Below are 24,282 nucleotides of genomic sequence, written 5' to 3'. Positions count from 1 at the left end.
CACCGGATCCGTGTCAGGAGAAGGTGATGGCGCCGCCGAGTAGCCGAAGCTCATGAAGCGGGAACGGCTTGCGGGTGCTGTAGTCGTACTGGGCATGGGCATTGCGCAGCTTGTGCGTAAGGCGCAGCATCTCATCCGCTTCGTCGGTCGGCTGCATGAAGGCGACGCACATCTCGTCAAGTTGGGAGGATACCCGCGGTACGTCGTCTACGGCCTCGTTACTGCCCGGCTCGAGATGCCGCGAGACCATCGACGCGAAGCTCGACGGCTTCGACACTGTAGGAGGCTTCGGCTTCAGACCGTAGGCGGTGCGCTCGGCGCCTTCCCAGACGAAGAGGCCGGACGGCCATTTGTTGTCGACGCCGTGGTAGTAGGACGGCAGCTTCTTGGGTTCGGTGATGATCCGGACCACACGGGTGTTCGGCAGGTCTCCCGGCCGATAGTTACGGCTGCCGATCTGAAGTTCGTCGAAGAGGAGCTTGCCGTTTAGCAATGCGGGCAGCCGGTGGGCAATCTGGTCCATCTCGGTCAGCACCAGCGCCCCGCCGCGGCGGTCGATCTGCTCCAGTGCTGCCGAGAAGAAGGTGGCGAACTTGGCTTGGTTCTCTTCCTGGCGATTTCGGGCGAACCTGCCGTAGTCGCCGGACATGATGCGCAGAGCCGCTTTGGCGTACGGGATCCAGGAGGGGTCGCCGTTCTCCTCGGGGATGGCGCACTCCAGGATGCCGCCGCGGACCCGGGCGGCCAGCGGGAAGGCGTGCGCCTTCTGGGTGCCACCGCCGACCACGTCCTCGTTTCGCTGGATGACCGTCATCGCCGCCGGTGCCAAGGGCAGCCGATCATCGAAGACTGGTAGCACGCCAAGCATGCGGAACCAGTCCTTGAGTGAGGCGAGATACTTGTCTTCGGGGATCTTTTCTCCGATCAGCACCACCTGAGGCAGGCACCCCTGCTTGGCGAGCTCGCGGCGCGCCATGGCGAACGGGTCGCGGCGCGCCCAAGTCTTCAGGCTCTCGTGCATCTCCAGAATAGCGCAGGCCATCCCGGTACGCCCGTTTCGCACTCCGCGGATGCGCGCTGCCATCTGGCGGGCTGCATCCTCGTGTGCCTCCTTTTGTTTGGCCTTCCACACCTCTGACTGCTGCTTCTGGTTCAGCCGAGCCTTTTCAGCGTCCGTCAGTTCGATATACGGCAGTTGTTCGGCCAGCGGCCCCGGCGGGGCAGAAGCGATGTGCAGAGTGAGTCCGTCCTCCCAGCGCATGATAATGCCATCAGCCGCATCCGGTTGACCGAGCAGCTTAGCGATGTTTTCGCGTACCAACGTTACTGTGCTGTCCTGCTGAGCGAAGATCAGGAGATCGAGTTCCCCGTTCCGGTTGCCGACCGCTTCCAGCGTGCGAAGCAAGGCCTTCCGGACCTCTGCGTGCCGCAGCACCTCCTTGCGTGCGAACTCAGCGTCCTTCCAGGCCTTCTTCTCTTCGTCTGGGGCGTCCTTCAACCTTGCCGGAAGGGTGACATCGGATTTCTTGAACAGGTTGGTCACCGGCAACTGCCCCTTCAAGCGCGCCATGGCAGGGGCACGGGTAAAGCCAGCCACCGCCAGAGGGGCGTCTAACGAAACGGCCACGTCTTCGCGATCGGGCCACGCAAAGCCGCTGCCGCCCGCCAAGTAACGGTCGCCGCTCCCGGGTGCCAAGCGCGGCAAGACCCACATACCTTCCTCGCCCCGCACCGGGTTCAGCAGGTCAGCACCGGTCAAGCGCTCGCTGCCTACCAGGCGGCGCAGAAGGTCAAAGGCGCGCTGCTCGCGGTCGCAGTCCCAAACCGCCTCGATGCGCCGTTCATTTTTCTGTCCGAACTGCTTCGCCCGAAACGCGAACGACATGTGCTTGTAAGCCATGTGGTCGCCGTCGTCGCCCTCGGACGGCATGAAGATGTCGAGTGACCTGGTTGGGGCAGTGTCGGCGTCGTAGCCCCTCACTGGACCCCAGTTGCGGATGGACGGCTTGGCGAGGAGGTGAATGTCTGATCGCTCGGGAAAGGTGGCGGCGGAGACGGTGATCACCTCGCTCCAGATGCCCGCACCGCTGCCCCGGTCGACGCGCGGAGGGAAGGCGACGAGTTCAATGCCGTTGAAAGGGGACGACAGCGGCGTGTGCGGCACCAGTGTCCGGGTAATGCCGGAGCGGTACCGCAGGGCTGCCCCCGCAAGGCGGTCCACCGCGTGTACGGTCAGCGCATCGAACAGCATCGGATCGGTCGGGATCGCGCAGGCGCCGCGGTGCTGGGCCAAGCCGGTGGGCACTTCGATCAGCCGCCAGTTCGCGTCGTCCAACGCGCTCCCGGCGATCGCACCGCGCACATCGGGGTCTTTGGCCGGATACAGGATGCCGAGCCAGACATTGATACCGGTGCGGATGCGGGCGCGCAGATCGGCCTCGGCCGTGCGATCACGCAGGTAGTAGAGGCTGAGCCGGGTGCTTCCTTCTCCGTTGCCGTCGTTTTCCAGCTTCATATATGCCGTCTCGGGCACGAAGAAGCCGAGGATTTCGGACAGGCCGCTGAGGATAGCGCTTGCCGGAAGCTCCTGCCGGTTCGTCTTCTCGCGACACCACTGCACTAGGGTGCCGTGCGCCTCCGCGGACATGCGGAAGCGGGTCAGGAGGAGCGTCTCGGGGAGGTGGTCCGCCACCCAGGCCGAGATGTGGAGATTGGACACGTCGGTCATGACTGAAGGCCCTCGGTCTTGCTCAGGGCGTCGTGGAACGGCTCGTAAAGCCGTCGCGCCACATCGTGCCCGGTCGGATTGCTGGTGGGGTCCATAGCCAGATCCAACTGCTTGATGCATTGGACCAGCGCGCTGGTGTCGGCCGTATCGCCATCAGGATTTCCGTCGAAGGACTGGGGCGCGAACTTATAATCGACGAAGCCGATAAAGACCGGACACCCACCGCGGATACCGCGGCCGACGGTCTGCCAAAGCGGCGTCAGCATGTCCCAGGCAAACTGGGCCTTATACTCGGCCGACATGTTGCTGTAGCCGTATCGGGTGCGCTCCAGCGCCATCTGAGCCACTGACGCTGCGGCTTGGCGCATGCGGTTCGAGCGCCGTGGCAGGCTCTCCCCCGGCAGCGGTGCGACGCCCTTGTCATAGCGTTCAAGTGCGTACCGATTTAGACGTGCGATTACTGGACCCAGGTCGTCCGGCCGCGGGTGCGGACGGTGCAGGAAGTAGATGGATGCGATTGCCGCCTTATCCCGACCGTTCAGGATGTTGTGCCCGCGGGCAACAATTTGCATAGGCGCCACCAAGATCGACTTCTCCGGCTCCAGGCCGAAGCGCTCCACCATTGAGCGCGGCATTGGTCGGGCAAGGCGAAGTTTGGCGTCGTCAGCCTGCCCTGCGTCGTCCGCCCGGTCGCGCACCAAACAGTAGACGCGCCAATCGGCGTAGCCGTTCGCCTCAAGGGTCTGCATGACGGTGTCAGCAACCACTGCGGCGTCGGCGTAAGAGTTCACCACCAGCATGGCTCGACGGCGGTCGGCGATCGCCTCCTCCCCCCAGCGCCCGGTCATTACGCACCAGTGATTCTCAAGCATGTTGATGCCATCGCGGCGCGACACCAGACGCTCGCTGATGAAGGAGAGGTTTTCTCTCCGCCGCTGCTGCTCGACACCCGACACTCGGATCTGGCGGCCATCGCCGTCCCGGACGTTGACCAGCGAGAAGACGGACTGACTGATCGCATCGAGTTCGGCGTCCGGCTGAAGGAGGACGCCGCGCACCGGTACCTGGACATCAAAGGACGGCGATGCCACGCTGATCGGCTTCTTGGTCTTTGGATCGAAGGAGTGCACTCCGCCGCCCGCCCAACTGGTGCCAGACAGGAGCAAGACATGCGGGCCAGCCTGGCCTTCGTCGCCTAGTAGGTTATGCAGGTGGGCGATCAGGTGGCGGCCAACGCCGAGGTGGTTGATCAGCGTCAGTTTGCCGCCAAGTGTACCCTGTCTGTCGTCGTCGGGCTCGTTGTAAAACAGGCCGAAGACGGCACCCGCTGGATTGCTGGGCAACAGGGTCCTGTAGTGCTTGATCAAGCTGTTCGCTTGGCTCAGCAGTTGTGTATCGTCGATGTCCAAGTCGCTCGCTACGGCGGGCTGGGTCTTGATGAGCCAGTTGTAGTGCGAAAGCGCCAGTTCGGTAACAACCGCCAGCAGGATCGCCAAGGCGTTGGCGCGGCGATCAAGGCGGTCCCGCGCTGGGCCGGTCTTACTGACGGCGGAAAAGACCGCCAGCGCGCCGTCTAGCAGCGCCTCAATCCGCTGGTCGATCTCATCGTAATAATCAGCGACCAGCACGTCGCGCGCAATCGCCTGGAGCGTCTCGGTGGCGACGCGGAACCGTTCGTCGCGGAATGTTGCCAGGTCCCTCACCGCAGCTTCGTCGGCCTCATCTGTCGACACCGACGAGGCATGAGAGAAGCGGGAGATCGCCGTAGCGACTTTGAGGACCTCAAGAAACTGTTGCTCGTTCTCCGCATAGTCGAGCCGCATCTCCGCAGTCGAGACGCCGGATACCGATAGGTGGCGACGCCAGAGCTCGTACAGGATGCTGGCAGCCGTGAATGGCGTATTGCGGTAGAACCGCCATAGGCTTTCCTGCTCATTTTGGAGTAGGGCATAGATGATGCCGACCAAACGGAAGAAGGTGAAGAAGTTGTTCTGCCACTTCGCGTTCACCGACTTCCGGAACTGGGCGCCCGAGCGTGCCCGAAGAGCCGCCGATGACCGTTGGCCGATGGAGGGGGCGTACACGTCCTGCTCGTCGCCCATGATTGGGGAACGGGGCGCGAAGATGTCGTCCAACACCTTCTGGACGCCATCCACCTCGTCTATGATGACCAAGTCTGTGGTGAACTGAAGAAGCTCCGGGATGGTGATGCGCTCCGACGTCGTCCAGACATCCGGCGTCATGTGGATGAAGGCCTGCGGCGTCATGATCAGCACTTGGGCGTCCACCGCCGAGCGCTGTTGCTCCTGGGCCGGGCAGCACGCCCACAGCGGGCAGGAGCGCCCCTTGCTCTCACCGATGTCGTCGGGATCCTTGTCCTCAGCGTCCTCGTCCGGCACCGCCTTCTGGTAAAGGCGGTGGCACTGCTTCTCGTCGAAATCGGGGAAGCGCGCCTCCGCCTGGGAGCCGCGCACGACTTGCGGCTCGCGCTGGAAGCCGTCCAGTGGACAGGCCGTGCCGAAGCCGTCGGACAGGTCACCTAACGACGCCAGGGACCACCCAGTCGCGTCGAGGCTGCGCTGCCAGTGGATGCCATTCAAGTGCCGCGGGCGCTGACGCAGACTGGACAGCACGGTCGCCTTTACGCCATGGCGCCGAAGGCGCGCCGACAGCTTGGCGCCGTGGATGGTGTCGGGCACTAGAACAGCGATGCGCTTGCCGGTGCTGCCCAGCGTCAGGCCGAGCAGCAGCGCCATCACCAAGCTGGACTTGCCGGACGACAGCATGCCGACCAAGTGGGTCGTGCCGTCCAGGGTGATGACGCCGTCCTCGTAGAACCCATCTAGTAGCCCCTGGATGCGGAGCTTCCGGATGCGCTCGACCATGTTTAAAGGCGGCATGCTTTCGTGCGGCCAGTCTGCGGCTGCCTCACGCTCGTCGACCGTGGCGGCGACAGCGAGCAGGTCGGCAATGCGCACCCGAATCGGCTGGTTGGTCCGCCGCGGCGTCAGGTCATGCTGCTGCACCACCCGCCGTTCAGCGGGAACCGCCGGGATGTCGTAGGCCAGGGTTGCACTGCCCCGGCCGACCAGGACCTGGGCCTCGCCGGGATCCGCGACGTTGAGCGTGCGGCTGACCCAGGGAACTGGCTTCGATAGCCAAGCCTCGAGCACAACGCGGGTGGTGCCTGGCGCAGTGGCCCGCAGAGTGACGCGGCCGTCCAGAACGTCGAAACATCGCAGCGCTTCGGAAATGGTCGTGTACCGCAGGCGGGCATCGAGCCATGCCGAGAGCGAGATAAAGCGGGAGCAGAGGTGGCGTACCGTGGCAAGCGCCTGGACGGCGCGCTGGGTCCGGAGCTCATCGAGCAGCTGCGGATACCCCAGCATCAGCGACGGCACCGCGGAGGCACCTTCGCCCGACAGGAACTCGGTCAGGAACAGCAGGGACAGTTCGGTCGCCGCCATGGTGCGGATGGCTTCCCGATCCAGACCGCCACAGGTCGGGTCGATGGACGCCAGCGCGTCTCGGTATTCGGCGACGAACGTGCGGTCGGTCCTCATGGGGCGATCTCCAGTTCGTCGAGCAGGTCCGAGATGGTGCGCAGCCGCACATTCGCCTTGGCGCGCGAGGCGCGGATGGCCTCGAAGCGCGCCTCGAAGTTGAGGGTGATCTCGGGGATGTGGTCGGGGATGGCGACGTAGCAGCGGTGGGTTTCGGCGAAGCCCTTGAAGCCCTCAAAACGAGAGGCGAGATTCTCCGGAGAGACGTAGTCCTTTACGTCAACGGCGATGCGGGTCTGACCGCCCGGCGACATCGCGACCAAATCCACTCGGTCGAGGTCCGGCCACAGCGACGACATCCACCCAGCTTTGGTCAGCTTGGTGTGCAGAACCAGTTCGGCCTTGCCAGGCAGGCACCAGAAGGTCCGGAAGGGGCGGCGCAGATAGAGCATACCCGGCCGGAAGCGCATGGTGGCGTGCTTGCCTGCTCGTGCTCGGCGGCGCGCCTCCGGATCTCGGCTTTCGGTGTGGAAGGCGCGGCCGTCCTGACGGAGGATGGTACCGGACACCGTGCAGATCGGCAGCATGCCGCTGATGGCCATAGCTTCGGGGACGCGCTGATAGAATGCATCGACGACCTCGTCGATGCGTTCCACAGTTGCCAAAACCGGGTCTGACAGCAGGGTGGTCGTCCAACTGGGCAGCACAGGATTCTCGACCACAGCCCGGCGCCATGCAACGTACACCTGTTGGCCATCGCGCCGGTCACGGCATAGGCCGAGCAGAAGCTTGTAGCCGAGGTTCTCTTCGAGTTCGGTTTCAGGGTTTTTGCCGGGCTGCGCCAGGGCGACGCACTCGGTGGTGATCTCGCCGCCGTCAATCAGCTTGGCCGCAGCGAACTCCCCCTCAACGTCCCAGGACAGGTCGATGCCCCACTTGTAGAGGGGCTCCTGGGCAAGCCGGGCCATATCCGCCAAGCTCGTCGGCCAGAGATCGCCGTCTTGGATGTTGCGAGCCGCCGCGAGATCGAGGACGCGCCGAAGGCCCGGTGGGTAGCCGTCCTTGAGCCAGCCGCGCTCGTCGATCTGCTTTTGGACGTCTACCAGCGCGCTGGCCAACAGCACGACCATGGAGCGGTCGTCCCGGACCGGCTTGTCACCGCGCTCAAGGTCGGCAAGCCGGGCCAGGACGACCGCAGCAACCTCCGCACCTTCCTCGAAGTATCGGTACAGCGTTGCGCGTCCAATGCCAAGCGCCTGCGCCGCCGCGGTTTTCCACCGGCGGCCATGCCCAAGCCGGTCGCTGAACAAGTGCTGGCAGCGGTCGTGGAATGACGGCGCGCTTTCCATGGGACAGATCCGCTCTTTATGTCTCAAATGCAAAATAGTGTCTCATGTGTATCGCAGCAAGAAAAATTCGATCGGATAGGCTGCGCTTGTTCTTCGGGTGTCTGCTTCAACGGTTGCATCCCAACGGCTCCCGCAGCGGTAAGGGTGGGGCTGTCCACGTGACGGGCGGATAATGGACCGGTTGGGGCTCCAGGAGGGGCCGTCTGAGGTGCTGCACCGCCTGCTGGATATTGCCTTCGAGCAGATCCGCATGGCCAAGAGAAGGTGCTGCCATGAAGGCCGTCATGTTCCTCAGGAGGAACGGTGGCGGCAGTGCCCGGATAAGAGAATGGTCTACGCGGGCTTGTTCCTTGCCTGTGATGGTCTGATCCTGTTTGCAAGGACATTCACGGCAAACAGGGAGGCTTCAATGCGGAAGACTTCGTCGAAACTGGCCAGCACCATCGCCTATGGTGCGCTCGGACCTTACGTGGAAAGCCCGGCTGACGATTACGTGGCTACCATGGGCGAGGCCTCTGGGCCGCAACGTCTGGCGTCCGTGAAGTTGGCGCTCGAGGCCGACCCGGACAACATCGAGGCGCTGGTTGCCAAAGCCGAGTACATCACCTCGGACAAGGAATGCAGACTCGAGGTGCTGAAGCGCGCCGTGAAGGTCGGCAGCAGGCTTTGGACGCCGGTCGAGAAGGAATACGGCAGGAAAATGTCCTGGTGGGATTTCCCGGGCACTCGGCCTTACATGCGGGCGATCTACGCGTTGGGGCAGGCCTGCGAGGAAGCCGGTGACCTGGCGACGGCCCGGCATTGCTACGAGAGCCTGGTCCGCATGAACGAACGCGATCCGATGGGGGCGCGGTTCGCCATCGAACGGATGCCGGTCGCGCAGGGGGTTTCGCCGCGGGCGTGACTGGGCGTCGATGATCTTCCATCTGCGAACCGTGGCGGGTCAGGATAAGGGAGTGTCCCAATGCAGGTGTCCCTCTCATGACTTTGTCAAATTCGTTCTGTCAGAAAATCCGCGCGAGCCTGCCCGAAGATAATGCGATGTTGATCCCGATCTACCTGCACGATATGCGTGTGCCGTTTGAGTGGATGGCGCTGCCTGGTTGCCTCCTGCCTGCCGTTCGGTTTGCCATCGACGGCGCACTTGCAGCCGATCTACTCCCAGACGAAAACGCGTTGCTGGGCTGGCGCCTGCCTGAGGCGATCGCTATCATGGATGCTGCGGCCGCTTTGTCAGGGATGGTTACCTGTGGGGGCGCGCGGGTTAAGGTTGATGCTTTTGTGTCTGCGTTTGATGCGGCCTTGGCAGCAGCCGGTCTGAGCGGGGTTCCGGACGATCTTTTCTTCCGAATCGGCTTGTCATTCCTTCACATTGAGCACTCTTGGGAACCAGTGTCCCCCCATGGTGGTATCTTCTGCAATGTCGAACGCACCGGAGGTTGGTGGGAGTCCAACTTTCCCTGGTGAGCGGATCGCGCCATTTTCAATCCAACTTCCTTTTCAGAGTCCGGTGCTCAACCCAGCCCTCTCGGTGCATGACGTCCCGCAGGCGGTCGTTCTCCGCCATGTCCTTTCCAGGCCAGCGTAGCCTAATATAGAGAATGGCTGCTTCGCGCACATGAGAGTCCTTTGCCGCAATGGGATCAATCTCCACAAGTCTGAAGGCCAGCATAGCAAAATAATAGCGCGCATTGTGAACAGCCGGGCTTGCTGTGTCACCAAGGGTTGAGTCGATGTCGTGTCTTTTCTTCTCTGTGTTGAAGATTGCTAGCCACTCTGTTTTTGCTTCTCCGGCCTCGACACGCAATTGATCTGGTTTCAATAGATCAATTTCTTCTTTGGATAACACTGGCAGCCTCCGTTGATAAGCTCCTGAGCCTAGCAAAATGGGCTGTTCCAAACCAGGGGGCGTCAGGCGCTTTGAACCAAAGAGGGCACGCCTTCCTGGGAGCTTGTGCCTTGCCGAGGGGCAGACGAAATTTTCGGCGCAAATACTCGCATCGTTGTCAGGGTGCTCCCATGCACACCGAAGCGACAATCTCAGGCAGCACCATCGCATGTCGGGTGCAGGGCCCGCATGTGGCCAGCCCGGTTGACGGATTCGTTGCCAGGATGCGCGAGGTGGGCGGCATGCCGCGCCTGGAGCTCATCAAGGCGCCATGCCTGAGGTTGAACCCGAAAGGAATTAGGCGAGGATATTTCCGATGAACGAACGCAACCCCATGGGTGCGCGGTTCGCCATCGAACGGATGCCGGTCGCGCACGGGGTTTCGCCGCGGGCTTGATACATGGCCGACGCTGACTGTTCGGCGTGACAACTCATTTCGAGGCCGCAGATTGTACCCCCTGTGGCGCCGAACGCTCCAGCGCCGTGTGCTGCGTTCCGCCCGACGGCCGCGAGTGCGTTCAAAACCCAGGAGTCTCATTAATTCTGTCGCGTTGTCTCACTATCTCTGTCGTTGTCTCATTAATCATGTCGCGGGACACATGCCGGCCTGTGGCCGAAAAGATACATCCGACATCGGAAATGTAATGGTGACAATGTTCCGTTTGACCCCGCCGATTTCGTCTCCATAATCCTGATTGTCTCGATTGTTCGAGCGTTGTGCGCCAGATTATGGAGGATCCGATGCGCCACACCGATGTGACCCGCAGTTCCGGCCTTTACACGGCAGCCACGGGCGCCGTCCCGGCCGCCGACCGTGTCACCGTTGTTGCCCGTCGTCCCCTCTGGCGGTTGCTCGACCTGTTGTTTTCCGTGATGGAACGGCGCAAACAACGTCATGCACTCATGGGGCTCGACGACCATCTGCTGAAGGACATCGGCGTCAGCCGGTCCGAGGTGGAGCAGGAGGTGTCGAAGCCGTTCTGGCGGGGATGAGACGATGGCCGACCGATCCATTCAGGGACAATCCGTTCAAATCGACTATGCGGTCGAACCGGAGCTGAGCGCCGACGCGTTCATCGACGTTCTGGAACGCTCCGGGCTGGCGGAACGCCGGCCCGTGGGCGACCGTCCCCGGGTGGAGGCGATGCTGCGCAACGCCGGCCTGATCGTCACCGCGCGGGCGGATGGAAAGCTGGTCGGCGTCGCCCGCTCGATCACCGACTTCGTCTATTGCTGCTACCTGTCCGACCTCGCCGTCGACCGTGCCCTGCAGGGGCACGGCATCGGCAAGGAGCTGATGCGCCGCACCCGCGACGCGATGGGGCCGGGCACCATGTGCCTGCTGCTGTCCGCGCCCAAGGCCATCAGCTTCTACGAGCAGGCCGGGCTGAAGCGGCACGAGCAGGCCTTCCTGTTCACCGATCTGGAATAAGCCCCGGACCAAGACACCGGGGAGGGGGAGCACCGCCGCCATGCCCGACACGATCACCAGCACCGTGGCCGATACGACTGGCCTCGCCATCTCCTACGCCGACGTGGCGGGGGCGGCGGAGCGGATCGCCGGCGTCGCCCACCGCACGCCGGTGCTGACCAGCCGCACCGCCGACACGCTGACCGGCGGCGAACTGCTGTTCAAGTGCGAGAATTTCCAGCGCACCGGCGCCTTCAAGATCCGTGGCGCCTACAATGCGGTGTCGCGCTTCACCCCGGTGCAGCGCGCGCTGGGCGTCGTCGCCTATTCGTCGGGCAACCATGCCCAGGCGCTGGCGCTGGCGGCGTCGATGCTGAAGGTGAAGTCCACCATCGTCATGCCTGAGGACGCCCCGGCGGCCAAGCTGGCGGCGACGCGCGGCTATGGCGCCGACGTGGTGCTGTACGACCGCTATGCCGAGCCGCCGGACGCCGCCGTCGCCCGCGTGCTGGAGGAGCGGGGCGGCGTGCTGATCCCGCCCTTCGACCATCCGCATGTGATGGCCGGCCAGGGCACGGTCGCCAAGGAGCTGATCGAGGAGGCGGGGCAGACGGGCGGGCCGCTCGACCTGCTGGTGGTGCCGACCGGCGGCGGCGGGCTGCTGTCCGGCTGCGTCATCGCCGCCAAGACGCTGAACCCCGGCTGCCGCGTCGTCGGGGTCGAGCCGGAGGCCGGCAACGACGCGCAGCAGAGCCTGCGCAGCGGCGCCATCGTCCGCATCGACGCGCCCAAGACCATCGCCGACGGCGCCCAGAGCCGCGCGGTCGGCCAGCTGACCTTCCCGGTGATCCAGCGGCTGGTCGACGACATCGTGACCGTCACCGACGGCGAGCTGGTCGAGTCCATGCGCTTCTTCGCCAGCCGGATGAAGATGATGGTCGAGCCGACCGGCTGCCTCGCCGCCGCCGCGGTGATGTCCGGCAAGTTCGACGTGCGCGGCAAGCGCGTCGGCATCGTCGTCACCGGCGGAAACGTCGACCTCGCCCGCTTCGCCTCGCTGGTTCAGGCGGGCTGACCGTCCTTTTTTGCGGTGCGATAAGCCCCCTCTCCCCCCGGGGAGAGGGGATCTGAATCCCCCAAGACGTAAGGGATCCCCATCCATGACCGGGAAAGCCATGCGCCTGCCCATTTATCAGGTCGATGCCTTCACCGACCGCGTCTTCGCCGGCAACCCGGCGGCGGTCGTGCCGCTGGAGTCCTGGCTGCCCGACGCGCAGCTCCAGGCCATCGCGGCGGAGAACAATCTGGCGGAGACCGCCTTCTTCATCCGCAGCGGCACAGAGTTCGAGCTGCGCTGGTTCACCCCGGCGGTGGAGGTCGAGCTGTGCGGCCATGCCACGCTGGCGACCGCCTTCGTCATCTCCACCATCCTGGAGCCGGGCCGCGCGCGCATGGACTTCGCCACCCGGCAGGCCGGCACGCTGACGGTCACCCGCGACGGCGACCGCTACACGCTGGACTTCCCCAACCGGCCGCCCCAGCCGGCGGAAACCCCCGACCCCAATCTGCTGGCGGCGCTGGGCGGACCGGCGCCGGTCGCGATCCTGAGCGGGCGTGACTATTTGGTTGTCTACGACTCGGCCGACGCGGTGCGGGCGCTGGCGCCGGACATGGCGCTGCTGTCGACGCTGGACATCTGGGCGGTCTGCGTCACTGCCCCCGGCGATGCCTCGGGAGAGGACGGGGTCGATTTCGTGTCACGCCTGTTCGCCCCGGCCCAGGGCATTCCGGAGGATCCGGTCACCGGCTCCACCCACTGCATGCTGACCCCCTATTGGGCGGAGCGGCTGGGCAAGACCGTGCTGAAGGCCCATCAGGTCTCGGCCCGCGGCGGCGAGCTGCTGTGCGAACTGGCCGGCGACCGGGTGAGGATCGGCGGGCAGGCGGTGCTGTATCTCGAAGGCTCGATCCTGGTGTGAGGTTGCGATGACTGTCCAGTTCAACCGTGTGGCCCCGATCCTGCCGGTGCGGGACGTGCGCACGGCGCTCGCCCATTATTGGAGTCTCGGCTTCACGGTGACCGCCTATGACGAGGCCGCCGCGGATCCGGTCTATGGGTTCCTCGATTGGGGCGGGGTGGGGCTGCATCTGACCCGCGTTCCCGACCTCGATCCGGAACGCTCGGTCGTCGCCTGCTACCTTTATGTCAGCGACGCTGACGCCCTGCACGCGGCCTGGACGGCGGCGAAGGCGGCCGGCCGGCTGACGGCGGTGTCCGACACGCCCTATGGCCTGCGCGAGTTCGCCCACATCGATCCCGACGGCAACCTGCTGCGGGTCGGTTCGGAAGCGGGGAGGGGCGTCGATGGCTGACGATACGGTCCTGCTGTTCTCCTACGGCACCCTGCAACAGGAGAACGTGCAGCTGGCGTCCTTCGGCCGGCTGCTCACCGGGCGGGCGGACGCCATGCCGGGCTATCGCTGCGACATGCTGGAGATCACCGATCCCGAGGTGATCCGCACCAGCGGCAAGCGTTTCCATCCCGTGGTCAGCGAAAGCGGCGATCCGGCCGACGAGGTCGCCGGGACCCTGTTCGAGCTTACCCCGGAAGAGCTGGCCGCCGCCGATTCCTACGAGGTCGCGGATTACAGGCGGGTCATGGTCCGGCTGCGGTCGGGGGCCGATGCCTGGGTCTATGTGAAGGCGTGAGACGCCCCAGCGGGATTGGCCAGCGGGATTGGCCAGCGGGATTGGATTGAAGAAGAAACGATGATCGACGGAACGCAAGGGTACGGCGACAACGCGCCGGCACTGGCCGAACAGTATGAGAGCATCACCTTCGACGATGTCCACCACGGGGTGATGCATCTCTTTCCGTCCCCACCCGCGCGGGTCCTCGATGTCGGGGCGGGGTCGGGTCGCGACGCCGCGGCGCTCGCCGCAATCGGCCACACGGTTGTCGCGGTGGAACCGACCGACGCGCTGAGACAGGAGGGAATGCGGCTTCATGGTGGAAAACCCATCGACTGGGTCGCCGACCATCTTCCCGATCTCTCGCAGCTTCATCTTCGGAAGGATCGCTTCGACCTGATTCTCCTGACGGCCGTGTGGATGCACCTGGACGGTCACGAGCGGCGGACGGCCATGAAATCCCTGGCCGGACTTCTCGGTGCGAAAGGCCGGATCAGCATGTCGCTGCGTCATGGCCCGGTTCCCCAAGGGCGCAGGATGTTCGACGTCTCGGCGGATGAAACGATTGAACTCGCAGGCCTGCACGGGCTGGCCGCGGTCCAGGTTGCAGAGCGGAACGATATGTTGGGGCGACCGGACGTCCGTTGGAGCTTTGTCGTGCTTGAGGCGCGGACGTGAGGCTGGCCCTGGCAAGCGCCGCCGCCGTCACATGATTTTCTCGAAGCGGAACATCTCGCCGCCGCCGGGCAGGCCGGACGGGCCCGGCCAATGCGGGTCGGGGTGGTGGGCGCCGAAGAACTCGACGATCCGGAAGCCGCACTTGTTCACATAGAAGTGGATGTTGCGCTTCTCGAAATAGGGCGTGTGGGTCTGCCAGACCTGCGTCCGGGGATAGCGCCGCTCGATTGCCGTCCAGGCCTTGAAGCCCACTCCCCGGCCATGCTGCGCCGGGGACAGGAAGAAGAGGTCCAGCGAGTTGTGCTGCGTCGCCTCGTCGATCACGACGACGGCGCCGCCGACCCGCTCCTCCCCGCACAGGATATGCAGAAGCTCGGTGCCCGGCGCGCCCATCGACAAGTCGAGATCGCTGCCGCGTGGGATCGAATCGTCGGGAAGGCACCCGAACGCCTCGATGACGGCGACCGCGAAGGACGCCTCCATGTCGGCCTTGAAGGCCGGCAGATCGCGTGGTTCGACGACCGCGAGCGTGACCTGGATATCCTGCATGTACGATCTCTCGAAGCGTCTGCGGTGCCGGCCCGCCTTACGCCTCGGTCTCCATCTTCTGCTCCACCGCGGCGGCCTTGATCGCCTTTTGCAGCTTCTCGAAGGCGCGGACCTCGATCTGGCGGACGCGCTCGCGGCTGATGCCGTATTTCTGCGACAGGTCCTCCAGCGTCGTCGGCGCCTCGCGCAGGCGGCGCTCGGTCAGGATGTCGCGTTCGCGGTCGTTCAGCGCGGTCATCGCATTCGCCAGCAGCTTGCGGCGCTTGCCCAGCTCCTCGCGGTCGGCGATGGTGATCTCCTGGCTGGCGCTCTCGTCCACCAGGAAATCCTGCCATTCGCCCTCGCTCTCCGCCCGCAGCGGCGCGTTCAGCGAATGGTCGGGGCTGGCCAGCCGCCGGTTCATGTTGACGACGTCCTGTTCCGGCACGTCCAGCTTGGTGGCGATGGCCTGGACCTGCTCGGGCGACAGGTCGCCCTCCTCGATGGCCTGCATCTGGCCCTTCAGCCGGCGCAGGTTGAAGAAGAGCTTCTTCTGCGCGGCGGTGGTGCCCATCTTCACCAGCGACCAGCTGTGCAGGATGTATTCCTGGATCGCCGCGCGAATCCACCACATGGCGTAGGTCGCCAGCCGGAAGCCGCGGTCGGGATCGAAGCGCTTCACCGCCTGCATCATGCCGACATTGCCCTCGGAGATCAGCTCCGACAACGGCAGGCCGTAGCCGCGGTAGCCCATGGCGATCTTGGCCACCAGCCGCAGGTGGCTGGTGACGAGCTGGTGGGCGGCGCCGGAATCCTCATGCTGCTGCCAGCTCTTGGCGAGCATGTATTCCCGCTCCGGCTCCAACATCGGGAACTTGCGGATCTCCTGGAGATAGCGGGACAGATTGCTCTCGGACCCGATCGCCGGAAGGGTGGATGCCGTCGCCATGGTAAAACCCCTCTCCTGACAGCCGGCGTTCCCATCCGAAGGATTTCAGGGGCCGCCGCCGTTCTTCAGCGCGGGTTCCATAGGCCCCTCGCAATGAGCGGGCGAAGGAACCTCGCCATTGACGCCGAGTCTAACCAAGAAACATTTCCCGGTGTACCGTTTTAAGCCGACTCCAGGGTGACAATTAGTTCATGAATATCCGCCGGAATTGAGGAGCGGAATGCCACAATTTCGCCACTAACCGGATGACGGAAGGTCAGGGCCGCGGCGTGCAGCGCCTGACGCGGAAACCCAACAAGGCTGGACCGCACCGGTTCCGGCAGCAGCGAGGCGAATTTGCCGCCCGGCCGCCCCGACCGCCCGCGGCCATAGAGCGGATCGCCGACCAGCGGATGGCCGATGTGGGTCAGGTGGACGCGGATCTGGTGGGTGCGCCCGGTCTCCAGCACGCATTCGACCAGCGAGGCGGCCATGCCGAAGCTCTTGACCACCCGGTACTTGGTGCCGGCCGGCTTCCCGCCGCCGGTGACCACCGCCATCTTCTTGCGGTCGGCGCTGCTGCGGCCGATGTTGCCCTCGATCCGGCCGTGGGTCGGGTTGGGCACGCCCCAGACCAGCGCCAGATAGGTGCGGCTGAGCGTGCGGTCGGCGAACTGGTCCGACAGGCCATGGTGGGCGCGGTCGTTCTTGGCGACCACCATCAGGCCGCTGGTGTCCTTGTCCAGCCGGTGGACGATGCCGGGCCGCCGCACCCCGCCGATGCCGGACAGGCTGTCGCCGCAATGGGCCAGCAGGGCGTTGACCAGCGTGCCGTCGGGGTTGCCGGCGGCGGGATGGACCACGAGGCCGGCCGGCTTGTCGACCACCAGCACGTCGGCATCCTCATAGACCACGTCGAGCGGGATGTCCTGCGCCAGCGGTTCGGCCGCTTGCGAGCCCGGAACCTGCACCTCGAAGGTCTGGCCGGGTTTGACCCTCAGGGACGCGTCCGTTATCGTCCGGCCGTCGCTGCGCACGCAGCCCTGTTCCAGCAGGGCCTGCACGCGCGACCGCGACAGGTCCGGCAGGCCCGCCGCCAATGCCTTGTCCAGCCGCTGGCCCGCCGCCTCGTCGGGGATGGTGTGGGCGAGCAGCTGGGGAGCGGCGTCGGCAGGGGAGCCGGCGTCGTCGTCCGCATCGAGGAAATCGTCGGGCAGATCGTCCGGCATCTGGTCGTCAGGCATATCGGCTGGCATCGGCTTCGCGTATCGCGTCCTGTTTCAATCGTCCGGGAGTGGACCCCAAACCGTGCAGATCCTCAAGGTACTCGTCGTCATCATGGGCGTTCTCATCCTCGCCGGCTTCACCTTTCTGGGGGTGGAGCTGTACAAGCGGATGTCGGATCCCACCCGCGCCTCCCTGACGGCCACCGCCCCGGCGCCGGTTCCGGCCGAACGCCCGGCCGAGGTGACGCTGGACGTTCCGGCCGGCGCCCGCATCGGCGAGATGCTGGTGGCCGGCAACCGCGTGCTGTTCAAGGTGACCCTGCCGCAGGGGCCGGACCGCCTGTATCTGATCGACCCGCGCAACGGCGCCGTCACCGCGACGGTGACCGCCGGCAAGTGACCGTTTCCCCCTATCCGGACACAGATGATGCATGATTTCCGCAGCGACAACGTCGCCGGTGCCGCCCCACAGGTGATGACGGCGCTGGCCGCCGCGTCCTCCGGCACCGCGTCGCCCTATGGCAACGACCCCTGGACCGCGCGGGTGACCGAGCGGCTGTGCGCGATCTTCGAGACCGAGGTCGCCGTCTTCCCGGTCGCCACCGGCACGGCCGCCAACTCGCTGGCGCTGTCGGCGCTGGTGCCGCCCTACGGCGCGGTGCTGTGCCATGACGAGGCGCACATCACCATCGACGAATGCGGCGCGCCGGAGTTCTTCACCGGCGGCGCCAAGCTGGTGCCGCTGGCCAGCGCGCATGGCAAGCTGACGCCGGACATCGTGTCTCGCCACATCGCCAAGGCCGGCGTCGGCGTCGTCCACCGCGTCCAGCCCGCCGCCCTCAGCCTGACCCAGGCGACCGAGGCCGGCACCGTTTACACCCCGGCGGAGGTCGAGGCGCTGGTCGAGGCCGCCCATGCCAACGGCATGGCCGTGCATATGGACGGCGCCCGCTTCGCCAACGCCATCGCCCGGCTGGGCTGCAAGCCGGCCGACGTGACGTGGCGCGCCGGGGTCGACGTGCTGACGCTGGGCGGCACCAAGGGCGGCTGCCTCGCCGCCGAGGCGGTGGTGTTCTTCAACCCGGCGATGGCCGAGGATTTCGGTTTCGGCCGCAAGCGCGGCGGCCATCTGGTGTCGAAGATGCGCTTCCTGTCGGCGCAGCTCGACGCCTGGCTGGAGGATGGGCTGTGGCTGCGGCTGGCCGCCCACGCCAACGCCATGGCCGACCGTCTGGCCGAAGGGCTGACGGCGCTGCCCGGCGTCGAGCTGGCCCACCCGGTGGAGGCCAACGAGCTGTTCGTCCGCCTGCCCGCGGCCTATGCCGAGGCGCTGGAAGGGGCCGGCTATGGCTTCTACCGCTGGGACGACGGCACGGCGCGCTTCGTGACGGCCTTCGATACGCCGGCGGCTGTCGTGGACGGGCTGCTGGGTATTTTGCGCAGCCTGCAAGAAAAGGCTTGATCGGGGGGCCGGGCTTCGTTAGAAACCCGCCCACGCCGATGACGTCCCCATCGTCTAGAGGCCTAGGACACCGCCCTCTCACGGCGGTAACAGGGGTTCGACTCCCCTTGGGGACGCCAACCTTTCCGGGTTGGGTCGAGCGGCCGGTGGCAGCCTCCACCGCCGTTGCAATCATCGGGACCAGACGTCCCCATCGTCTAGAGGCCTAGGACACCGCCCTCTCACGGCGGTAACAGGGGTTCGAATCCCCTTGGGGACGCCATCCACGCGCTGGATGAGTTCGTTGAGCGCGGGCTTGAAGGTACAACGTCCCCGTCGTCTAGAGGCCTAGGACACCGCCCTTTCACGGCGGCGACACGGGTTCGACTCCCGTCGGGGACGCCATTTTCATAAAATTCCAGCAGCCTCACAGACGATTCTTGCGCATGGATGTGCGGAAAAGCCGTCGCCCAGACATCATTTTTGATGTACCCCTTTCGGCATTCTCCTCTTCCGAACCGGTCTGCCGAAACGGGTTTCCCATGGATCGCAGCGAATTCGAACGTCTTCGGGACATGCCTGGAAAGCGGATCGTCGGGGATATTCGCCTTGAACAACGGAGTGAGATTTCCGTTGCCTGGGAGGCGCGGGATATTCCGATTGCCAATGCCGATGGCGTGGAAGCGTTGCTGAATGTGCAGCTGGTCGCCGAGACGGGGGCCAAAACGTTGAACGTGAAGATTCCAGGCGTCGGCCCGATTTGCAGGCTGGAGGTCGATAGCCGCCCCCACAAACCGGCAGGCAGAAGCCATAAACACTCTTTGCATCACCCGGATTGCCCACGTCAGAACCTGAAGCATCAGGTTGTGGATCGCAGCGACCTTGATGGTCGATCTCTCAAAGAGGTGTTTGACGCCTTTTGCCGGATGGCTCACATAGTTCATGATGGCTCGTTGATCCTGCCACCCGACTTGGCTGGACTGTGAGGAGGGTCGGGACTGTGATGGAGTTGACCGAAGTAAAGGACTGCTTCAAATCCTGCCCGCTTGTCGAGGAAATCGACATGCTTCCGAAAGGTCATGTCCGGATTTCAACGGCATTCCGCTATCCAGATGGCTCATCCGTGGACATTTTCATCGCGGATCGGCCAAGCCTGCTGTCGACGATAATGCCGATGACCTTGACTGACTTCGGCAATACATTCCTCTGGCTCGATCAGATGGATATTCGGCCCCTGCGTTCAGCACGGCGCAGACGCTTGACGTTGGATATTCTTGAAACGCACGGCATCGAGCATTCGAAGGGAGTGCTTTCCTGCACTGTTGCACCACAGGAATTGGCGATGGGGATGATCCGCTTGGGGCAGGCGTGCATTCGCGTGGCCGACCTGATTTTCACCCATAGAATTGCGAGTCAGGGCAGTTTCCAAGAGGAAGTCGAAAGCATAATTGAAGACACGTCTTTGGATTATGAGCAAAATGCGAAGGTAAATGGCAGGGGGAATGTCGTTGTCCCTGTCGATTTTCTCGTTCGGTCTTCCGAACTGGAGACGGCAATATTTACCCTTCCTGCGGAAAGCAGTCATGCAAGCGTTGCCAAGGCGCGTGCCGAGAATGTATTTGCCCGCTGCTATGATCTGAGAGATTGGCGGGGACAGCGTGTTGCTGCGCTCGATGACCGGCGCCTGCTGTACCGAGAGGAAGACATCGGACGCATTCGTGAGGTCGCCACGATTGTTCCGATTTCTCAACCGGAAGCAATGCGTGACCTGCTGCTGGCTGCCTGAACGATCAATCAGGCAGGCTGTGCCATAGTGATCGTGGATTTTCGTGCGCCGGCCTTGACCTGTATTGAGGGCGTTCAGAACAGACCTATTCCCCCAACACCCCCGTCTGATACAGCGTCACCCTGATCCCCCCGTTCGACACCGACACCCCGCCTTCCTGGAACGGCAGTTCCGTCGCCTTCGCCAGGGCGGCTTCGTTGGTGACGATGCCCACGCGCCAGCCGGCGAAGCGGGTTTTCAGCGTCTGGCCCATGGCGTGGTAGAGCGGGATCAGGGACTTGCCCTCGCCGATGCGGGCGCCGTAGGGCGGGTTGACGATGACGAGGCCGGGCGGACCCTCCGGCGGGGTCAGGTCGCTGATGGCGTGGTGGGCGAAGTCGGTCCAGGCGCCGACGCCGGCCCGCTCCGCATTGGCGCGGCTCATCGTGACGGCGCCGGCGTCGCGGTCGCTGCCGTAGAAGCGCACGGCCGGCGGCGTGACCGTGGCATTGCCGCGCAGGTCCTGCCAGCGGGCGGGGTCGAACGTGGCGAGCTGCTCGAAGGCGAAGGAGCGGGAGCGGCCGGGCTTCAGGCCGGCGGCGATCTCGGCCGCCTCGATGACGAAGGTGCCGGAGCCGCACATCGGATCCACCACAGGCATCGGCTCGCGCCCGTCATAGCCGCACTGGCGCAGGAACAGGGATGCCAGCGTCTCGCGCATCGGCGCCTTGTTGACCGCCTCCTTGTGGCCGCGCTTGTGCAGCGACTCGCCGGAGCTGTCGACGCTGATGGTGCAGAGGTCGTCGTCGATCCGTGCCTTGATCTGGACGGCTCGGGTGTCGTCTTCCGGAGCGTCCCCGGAGTTCTTTTCGGCGGACTTTCCGGTCTTCTTGGGCGCCGCCTTGACGATGGGGGCGCCGAGTTCCTCGGCGATGGCGCGCTCGATGCGCTGGGCGGCGGCGCCGGCATGGTAGATGCGCGACGCCTTGCAGGAGGCCTCGACCCGCACCGGCACGTCGGCGCGCAGGATCTCGGCCCACGGCACGCGGCGGGCGCGCTTGTCCAACTGGGCCAGATGCAGGGCGCGGAAGCTGGCGATGCGCGCCAAAACGCGGGTGGCGCCGCGCAGCTCCAGATTGGCGCGCCAGACCTCCGGCCAGCCGCCGGTGACCGTCACCCCGCCCTTAACCATGGTGGGGTCGGTGAAGCCGCGGTCGCTGGCCTCCGCGCACAGCACGGGTTCCAGGCCGGGGGCGGCCACCAGGAAAATCTCGAAAGGCTGGGCGGGGCTGGTCGGGTCGGTGTTCATGCGCCTACATAGCCCGAAGGGCCGGCTTCCATCGACAGGATTCTCGCAAAACAGCCGGATGTCGCCGGCGCGAAGGCCCGGCTGTTGACGCCGGACTGCCGGCCCCTATGATCGGATTGGAACACGAACAATCAAGCCGGCTTGCGATTCCGAACATGGACCGGGCCGGGCAGCAGGGGAAGGACGCGCGTCATGACCGCCACTGAGATCGACACCTGGCCCGCCGACCTGCTGGCGCAGGAGTTCCGGGATAAGCGGGTCCTGGTCACCGGCAGCAGCCGCGGCATCGGTGCTGCGGTGGCGGCGGCCTTCGCCCAGCTCGGCGCCCGCGTCGCCATCCATGGCCGCGACCTTGCGGCGGTGGACGCGGTGGCGGCCGGGATGGGAGACGGCGTGATCGGGCTGGCCGGCGACTTCGCCGACAAGGGGCAGACCCGTGCTGTGGTGGAGCAGGCAATCGACCGGCTGGGCGGGCTGGACGTGCTGGTCAACAATGCCGGAACCATGCTGGGCCGGGTGGCGCTGGCCGACATCGACGACGGCTTCCTGCAGGAGCAGTTCGACCTGAACGCCGCCTCGGCGGTTGTCGCCAGCCGCAGCGCCCTGCCGGCGCTGATCGCGTCCAGGGGGGCCATCGTCAACACCGGCTCCATCTCCGGCCGCACCGGGGGCAGCGCCGGCTCGTCGCTCTACAGCGCCGCCAAGGCCTTCCAGGCCAGCCTCGCCCGCTCGCTGGCGACGGAACTGGCACCGCACGGCATCCGCGTCAACGCGGTGTCGCCCGGCACCATCGACACCGACTTCCACCAGCGCTACTCGACCGCCGACAAGCTGGCGCAGACCGCGGCGCGCATTCCGCTGAAACGTCTGGGGAGGGCGGAGGACTGCGTCGGCGCCTACCTGTTTCTCGCGTCGAACCGGCTGGCTGGATACATCACCGGCCAGACGATAGAGGTGAACGGCGGTCAGTATTATAACTAATGGGCGTATTTTCGCAATTGCGAAGGTCGAGCTTTGGCAAAATGCAAAGCAATCTCAATGATTTTGGCAAATTGCGAAGGATGAGACCGGCTTTCATTGGAGAAACGGCGATTTCGCAGGATAAAAAAACATCGCGGCGTTAAGGGAGCCTTGGCATTGTTCTTGTAGGGTACCTCGTCGACAACCGGCCATCCGAAAGATCGGAGATCGCCCGTAGCCGGATCGGAAACAGCCGGATCAGAAGACGAGGGTCCCAGTGATGAACGCCGCCAGCCCCAACCAGATGACCGCAGCCCGGCCGACCAAGGCCGGTCCCTTCGCCAACCTGCGCACGGCGACCAAGATCTACACCGGCTTCGGCGTCACGCTGGCGCTTCTGGTCGGGCTGGGGGCGGTATCCTGGAGCGGCTTGCGGTCCAGCGACGATGCGCTCCGCCGCTATGCGGCGCAATCGCACGTCGCGATGGCGGTGGCCGAGGCCGACACCAACATCTCCGATGCGCTGGGGGCGGCGGAGGAGTTCGTCTCCAGCGGCTCCGGCGATGTGGCCAACCGTTTCCGCGGCGAAATGGACAAGTTCCGCCGGAAGCTGGAGGACGCCACGGCGCGGATGACCGATGCGGGCGACCGTCAGGCGGCGCAGGAGATCGCCGGCCTGCACCAGACGCTGACCGTCGGATTCGACCGGCTGGTCGCCGCGCGGACCGAGCGCGACTCCATCGTCGCGTCGGTGGTGAACACGCTGGGCGCCGACATCCGCCGCACCCTGAGCGACACCGTCAAGGCGGAGAAGGACGGCGGCGACCTGGACCGCACGGTGCGGGCGGCCGACGTCAGCGAACAGTTCCTGCTGGTCCGCGTGCTGGTCGCCCGCTTCGTCGCCGAAACCAAGCCGGAGGATCTGGCCCGTATCCGCAAGGATCTGGGCGACCTGACGGCGAAGGCGAACGGCTTGCGCGACGGCATCGCCGACGGCCCGGTCAAGGCCAAGCTGTCGGACGCGGTGGCCAAGCTGCCGGCCTATGGCGCCGGCATCGACCGCATCGCCGTGCTGAGCGACCAGCTGAAGTCGCTGAACACTGAAACGTTGGGCAATGCCGGCAAGCAGATCAACGACAAGATCGGCCTGATCCGCGACCATTCCACCAGCTTCCTGTCGCAGCTGGAGGTCACCGCCGCCGCCGAGGTGTCGGCGGCGGAAGCGCGCGGCACCGCCGTGACGGTGGTCGCCGTCCTGCTCGGCCTGCTGCTGGCCTGGGCGATCTCGCGGGCGATCACCAAGCCGCTCGGCAACATCACGCGGGAAATGGGCCGGCTGGCCGAGGGCGACCTGACGGTGACCGTCAGCGACGACGACCGCCGCGACGAGATCGGTGCGCTGGCCCGCGCGCTCCAGATCTTCAAGACGAACGCGCTGGAGATGGAGCGGATGCGCAGGGCGCAGGAGGAGAGCGAGCGGCAGGCCGCCGCCCAGCGCCGCCAGACGATGATGCAGATGGCCGACACCTTCGAGCGGACGGTGAAGGGCATCGTCGACACCGTCGCCAACGCCGCCACCGGCATGCGCGACGCCGCGACGGAGCTGACCGCCACCGCGCATGAGGCGAGCGAGCGCTCGCTGCTCGTCGCCTCGGCCTCCGAACAGGCGTCCGCCAATGTGCAGACCGTCGCCACCGCGACGGAGGAACTGTCGGCCTCGATCTCCGAGATCGGCCAGCAGGTGGAGAACTCCACCCGCATCGCCACCCAGGCGGTGGCCGACGCCACCGGCGCCGACCGCACCATGCGCGATCTGGTCACCGCCGCCGAGCAGATCGGCGCGGTGGTCGAGCTGATCAGCGGCATCGCAGCGCAA

Annotated in this window: 23 protein-coding genes and 3 tRNA genes; 18 read left to right on the top strand and 8 right to left on the bottom strand. The window is 65.3% G+C overall.

What is annotated here, in order from left to right:
- Positions 1–13 precede the first annotated feature (13 nt).
- From TSH64_RS17405 to TSH64_RS17395, 3 genes are read right to left on the bottom strand one after another with little or no spacing between them, the layout of a single operon-like run.
- A complete protein-coding gene (locus TSH64_RS17405) occupies positions 14–2,728 on the bottom strand; it encodes an RNaseH domain-containing protein (protein WP_109446781.1) in 2,715 nt (904 codons plus the stop codon).
- Positions 2,725–6,291 (bottom strand): hypothetical protein, encoded by a 3,567-nt coding sequence (locus tag TSH64_RS17400; RefSeq protein ID WP_158285384.1) that lies wholly within the window; start codon positions 6,289–6,291, stop codon positions 2,725–2,727. The genes TSH64_RS17405 and TSH64_RS17400 overlap by 4 nt, the downstream gene beginning before the upstream one ends.
- A complete protein-coding gene (locus tag TSH64_RS17395; protein WP_109446779.1) occupies positions 6,288–7,580 on the bottom strand; it encodes an HU-CCDC81 and SPOR domain-containing protein in 1,293 nt (430 codons plus the stop codon). Before TSH64_RS17395 ends, TSH64_RS17400 begins: the two co-directional genes overlap by 4 nt.
- A gap of 208 nt (positions 7,581–7,788) precedes the next feature.
- On the opposite strand from TSH64_RS17395, the gene TSH64_RS17390 reads away from it, so the two are divergent.
- Both TSH64_RS17390 and TSH64_RS17385 read left to right on the top strand, forming a co-directional pair.
- Complete coding sequence (locus TSH64_RS17390; protein ID WP_146208041.1) at positions 7,789–8,484, top strand: DUF4397 domain-containing protein; 696 nt, start codon at positions 7,789–7,791, stop codon at positions 8,482–8,484.
- Positions 8,485–8,561: 77 nt separating this feature from the next.
- Positions 8,562–9,047, top strand: a complete 486-nt coding sequence (locus TSH64_RS17385; RefSeq protein ID WP_146208040.1) for a hypothetical protein — start codon at positions 8,562–8,564, stop codon at positions 9,045–9,047.
- A 16-nt stretch (positions 9,048–9,063) separates the two neighbouring features.
- Here the strand turns inward: TSH64_RS17385 and TSH64_RS35360 are convergent, their stop codons facing one another.
- Positions 9,064–9,429 carry a hypothetical protein gene (locus TSH64_RS35360; RefSeq protein WP_146208039.1) on the bottom strand — a complete coding sequence of 122 codons (366 nt, stop codon included), beginning with the start codon at positions 9,427–9,429 and terminating at the stop codon, positions 9,064–9,066.
- Positions 9,430–10,209: 780 nt separating this feature from the next.
- On the opposite strand from TSH64_RS35360, the gene TSH64_RS17380 reads away from it, so the two are divergent.
- From TSH64_RS17380 to TSH64_RS17350, 7 genes are all read left to right on the top strand, one after another.
- Positions 10,210–10,461, top strand: a complete 252-nt coding sequence (locus TSH64_RS17380; protein WP_247873000.1) for a DUF1127 domain-containing protein — start codon at positions 10,210–10,212, stop codon at positions 10,459–10,461.
- Positions 10,462–10,465: 4 nt separating this feature from the next.
- Positions 10,466–10,900 (top strand): GNAT family N-acetyltransferase, encoded by a 435-nt coding sequence (locus TSH64_RS17375; protein ID WP_109446771.1) that lies wholly within the window; start codon positions 10,466–10,468, stop codon positions 10,898–10,900.
- A 40-nt stretch (positions 10,901–10,940) separates the two neighbouring features.
- On the top strand, positions 10,941–11,954 hold the full coding sequence (locus tag TSH64_RS17370; protein ID WP_109446769.1) for a threo-3-hydroxy-L-aspartate ammonia-lyase: 1,014 nt from the start codon (positions 10,941–10,943) through the stop codon (positions 11,952–11,954).
- Between the two features lie 85 nt (positions 11,955–12,039).
- Positions 12,040–12,858, top strand: coding sequence for a PhzF family phenazine biosynthesis protein (locus tag TSH64_RS17365; protein ID WP_247872999.1), 819 nt, complete (start codon positions 12,040–12,042; stop codon positions 12,856–12,858).
- 7 nt (positions 12,859–12,865) lie between these two features.
- Positions 12,866–13,252 carry a VOC family protein gene (locus TSH64_RS17360; protein WP_109446764.1) on the top strand — a complete coding sequence of 129 codons (387 nt, stop codon included), beginning with the start codon at positions 12,866–12,868 and terminating at the stop codon, positions 13,250–13,252.
- Positions 13,245–13,589 (top strand): gamma-glutamylcyclotransferase family protein, encoded by a 345-nt coding sequence (locus tag TSH64_RS17355; protein ID WP_109446762.1) that lies wholly within the window; start codon positions 13,245–13,247, stop codon positions 13,587–13,589. Before TSH64_RS17360 ends, TSH64_RS17355 begins: the two co-directional genes overlap by 8 nt.
- 60 nt (positions 13,590–13,649) lie before the next feature.
- Positions 13,650–14,249 (top strand): class I SAM-dependent methyltransferase, encoded by a 600-nt coding sequence (locus TSH64_RS17350; RefSeq protein WP_109446760.1) that lies wholly within the window; start codon positions 13,650–13,652, stop codon positions 14,247–14,249.
- 27 nt (positions 14,250–14,276) lie between these two features.
- Here TSH64_RS17350 and TSH64_RS17345 read toward each other — a convergent pair whose 3' ends face one another.
- From TSH64_RS17345 to TSH64_RS17335, 3 genes are all read right to left on the bottom strand, one after another.
- The gene (locus TSH64_RS17345) at positions 14,277–14,798 is read right to left on the bottom strand and encodes a GNAT family N-acetyltransferase (protein WP_109446758.1); all 522 of its coding nucleotides are present in this window, start codon (positions 14,796–14,798) and stop codon (positions 14,277–14,279) included.
- Between the two features lie 37 nt (positions 14,799–14,835).
- Positions 14,836–15,726 (bottom strand): RNA polymerase sigma factor RpoH, encoded by an 891-nt coding sequence (gene rpoH, locus TSH64_RS17340; RefSeq protein WP_109446756.1) that lies wholly within the window; start codon positions 15,724–15,726, stop codon positions 14,836–14,838.
- A gap of 161 nt (positions 15,727–15,887) precedes the next feature.
- Positions 15,888–16,949, bottom strand: coding sequence for an RluA family pseudouridine synthase (locus tag TSH64_RS17335; protein ID WP_247872998.1), 1,062 nt, complete (start codon positions 16,947–16,949; stop codon positions 15,888–15,890).
- Between the two features lie 64 nt (positions 16,950–17,013).
- Between TSH64_RS17335 and TSH64_RS17330 the strand changes: the two genes are divergently transcribed.
- The 7 genes from TSH64_RS17330 to TSH64_RS17305 all read left to right on the top strand — a co-directional run bounded on the left by TSH64_RS17330 (position 17,014) and on the right by TSH64_RS17305 (position 20,158).
- On the top strand, positions 17,014–17,331 hold the full coding sequence (locus TSH64_RS17330) for a hypothetical protein (protein ID WP_109446752.1): 318 nt from the start codon (positions 17,014–17,016) through the stop codon (positions 17,329–17,331).
- 27 nt (positions 17,332–17,358) lie between these two features.
- Entirely contained in the window at positions 17,359–18,393 is a 1,035-nt protein-coding gene (locus tag TSH64_RS17325) for a low specificity L-threonine aldolase (RefSeq protein WP_109446750.1), read from the top strand.
- Positions 18,394–18,436: 43 nt separating this feature from the next.
- Positions 18,437–18,512: transfer RNA gene (locus TSH64_RS17320), tRNA-Glu, on the top strand.
- A gap of 67 nt (positions 18,513–18,579) precedes the next feature.
- Positions 18,580–18,655: transfer RNA gene (locus TSH64_RS17315), tRNA-Glu, on the top strand.
- Positions 18,656–18,701: 46 nt separating this feature from the next.
- A tRNA-Glu gene (locus TSH64_RS17310) sits at positions 18,702–18,777 on the top strand.
- 137 nt (positions 18,778–18,914) lie between these two features.
- Positions 18,915–19,358: a hypothetical protein gene (locus TSH64_RS35355; protein WP_146208038.1), complete on the top strand. Its 444-nt coding sequence runs from the start codon at positions 18,915–18,917 to the stop codon at positions 19,356–19,358.
- 17 nt (positions 19,359–19,375) lie between these two features.
- Complete coding sequence (locus TSH64_RS17305) at positions 19,376–20,158, top strand: DUF1828 domain-containing protein (RefSeq protein WP_109446748.1); 783 nt, start codon at positions 19,376–19,378, stop codon at positions 20,156–20,158.
- Positions 20,159–20,243: 85 nt separating this feature from the next.
- Here the strand turns inward: TSH64_RS17305 and TSH64_RS17300 are convergent, their stop codons facing one another.
- Entirely contained in the window at positions 20,244–21,446 is a 1,203-nt protein-coding gene (locus TSH64_RS17300) for an RNA methyltransferase (RefSeq protein WP_109446746.1), read from the bottom strand.
- Between the two features lie 192 nt (positions 21,447–21,638).
- Between TSH64_RS17300 and TSH64_RS17295 the strand changes: the two genes are divergently transcribed.
- Complete coding sequence (locus tag TSH64_RS17295; protein ID WP_109446744.1) at positions 21,639–22,427, top strand: SDR family oxidoreductase; 789 nt, start codon at positions 21,639–21,641, stop codon at positions 22,425–22,427.
- A 259-nt stretch (positions 22,428–22,686) separates the two neighbouring features.
- The coding region (locus TSH64_RS17290; protein WP_109452762.1) for a methyl-accepting chemotaxis protein at positions 22,687–24,282 on the top strand (1,596 nt) is incomplete at its 3' end.

The sequence above is a fragment of the Azospirillum sp. TSH64 genome (assembly GCF_003116035.1).
GTDB lineage: Bacteria > Pseudomonadota > Alphaproteobacteria > Azospirillales > Azospirillaceae > Azospirillum.
The sequence above is the reverse complement of the archived record's forward strand: the minus strand, read 5'-3'. Positions and strand labels throughout refer to the sequence as shown.

Excerpts from the sequence above, each read along its gene's own strand:
- TSH64_RS17405 (WP_109446781.1), bottom strand. The coding sequence starts at position 2,728 with ATGACCGACGTGTCCAATCTCCACATCTCGGCCTGGGTGGCGGACCAC.
- TSH64_RS17400 (WP_158285384.1), bottom strand. The coding sequence starts at position 6,291 with ATGAGGACCGACCGCACGTTCGTCGCCGAATACCGAGACGCGCTGGCG.
- TSH64_RS17395 (WP_109446779.1), bottom strand. The coding sequence starts at position 7,580 with ATGGAAAGCGCGCCGTCATTCCACGACCGCTGCCAGCACTTGTTCAGC.
- TSH64_RS17385 (WP_146208040.1), top strand. The coding sequence starts at position 8,562 with ATGACTTTGTCAAATTCGTTCTGTCAGAAAATCCGCGCGAGCCTGCCC.
- TSH64_RS17380 (WP_247873000.1), top strand. The coding sequence starts at position 10,210 with ATGCGCCACACCGATGTGACCCGCAGTTCCGGCCTTTACACGGCAGCC.
- TSH64_RS17375 (WP_109446771.1), top strand. The coding sequence starts at position 10,466 with ATGGCCGACCGATCCATTCAGGGACAATCCGTTCAAATCGACTATGCG.
- TSH64_RS17370 (WP_109446769.1), top strand. The coding sequence starts at position 10,941 with ATGCCCGACACGATCACCAGCACCGTGGCCGATACGACTGGCCTCGCC.
- TSH64_RS17365 (WP_247872999.1), top strand. The coding sequence starts at position 12,040 with ATGACCGGGAAAGCCATGCGCCTGCCCATTTATCAGGTCGATGCCTTC.
- TSH64_RS17360 (WP_109446764.1), top strand. The coding sequence starts at position 12,866 with ATGACTGTCCAGTTCAACCGTGTGGCCCCGATCCTGCCGGTGCGGGAC.
- TSH64_RS17355 (WP_109446762.1), top strand. The coding sequence starts at position 13,245 with ATGGCTGACGATACGGTCCTGCTGTTCTCCTACGGCACCCTGCAACAG.
- TSH64_RS17350 (WP_109446760.1), top strand. The coding sequence starts at position 13,650 with ATGATCGACGGAACGCAAGGGTACGGCGACAACGCGCCGGCACTGGCC.
- TSH64_RS17345 (WP_109446758.1), bottom strand. The coding sequence starts at position 14,798 with ATGCAGGATATCCAGGTCACGCTCGCGGTCGTCGAACCACGCGATCTG.
- rpoH (WP_109446756.1), bottom strand. The coding sequence starts at position 15,726 with ATGGCGACGGCATCCACCCTTCCGGCGATCGGGTCCGAGAGCAATCTG.
- TSH64_RS17335 (WP_247872998.1), bottom strand. The coding sequence starts at position 16,949 with ATGCCTGACGACCAGATGCCGGACGATCTGCCCGACGATTTCCTCGAT.
- TSH64_RS17325 (WP_109446750.1), top strand. The coding sequence starts at position 17,359 with ATGCATGATTTCCGCAGCGACAACGTCGCCGGTGCCGCCCCACAGGTG.
- TSH64_RS35355 (WP_146208038.1), top strand. The coding sequence starts at position 18,915 with ATGGATCGCAGCGAATTCGAACGTCTTCGGGACATGCCTGGAAAGCGG.
- TSH64_RS17305 (WP_109446748.1), top strand. The coding sequence starts at position 19,376 with ATGGAGTTGACCGAAGTAAAGGACTGCTTCAAATCCTGCCCGCTTGTC.
- TSH64_RS17300 (WP_109446746.1), bottom strand. The coding sequence starts at position 21,446 with ATGAACACCGACCCGACCAGCCCCGCCCAGCCTTTCGAGATTTTCCTG.
- TSH64_RS17295 (WP_109446744.1), top strand. The coding sequence starts at position 21,639 with ATGACCGCCACTGAGATCGACACCTGGCCCGCCGACCTGCTGGCGCAG.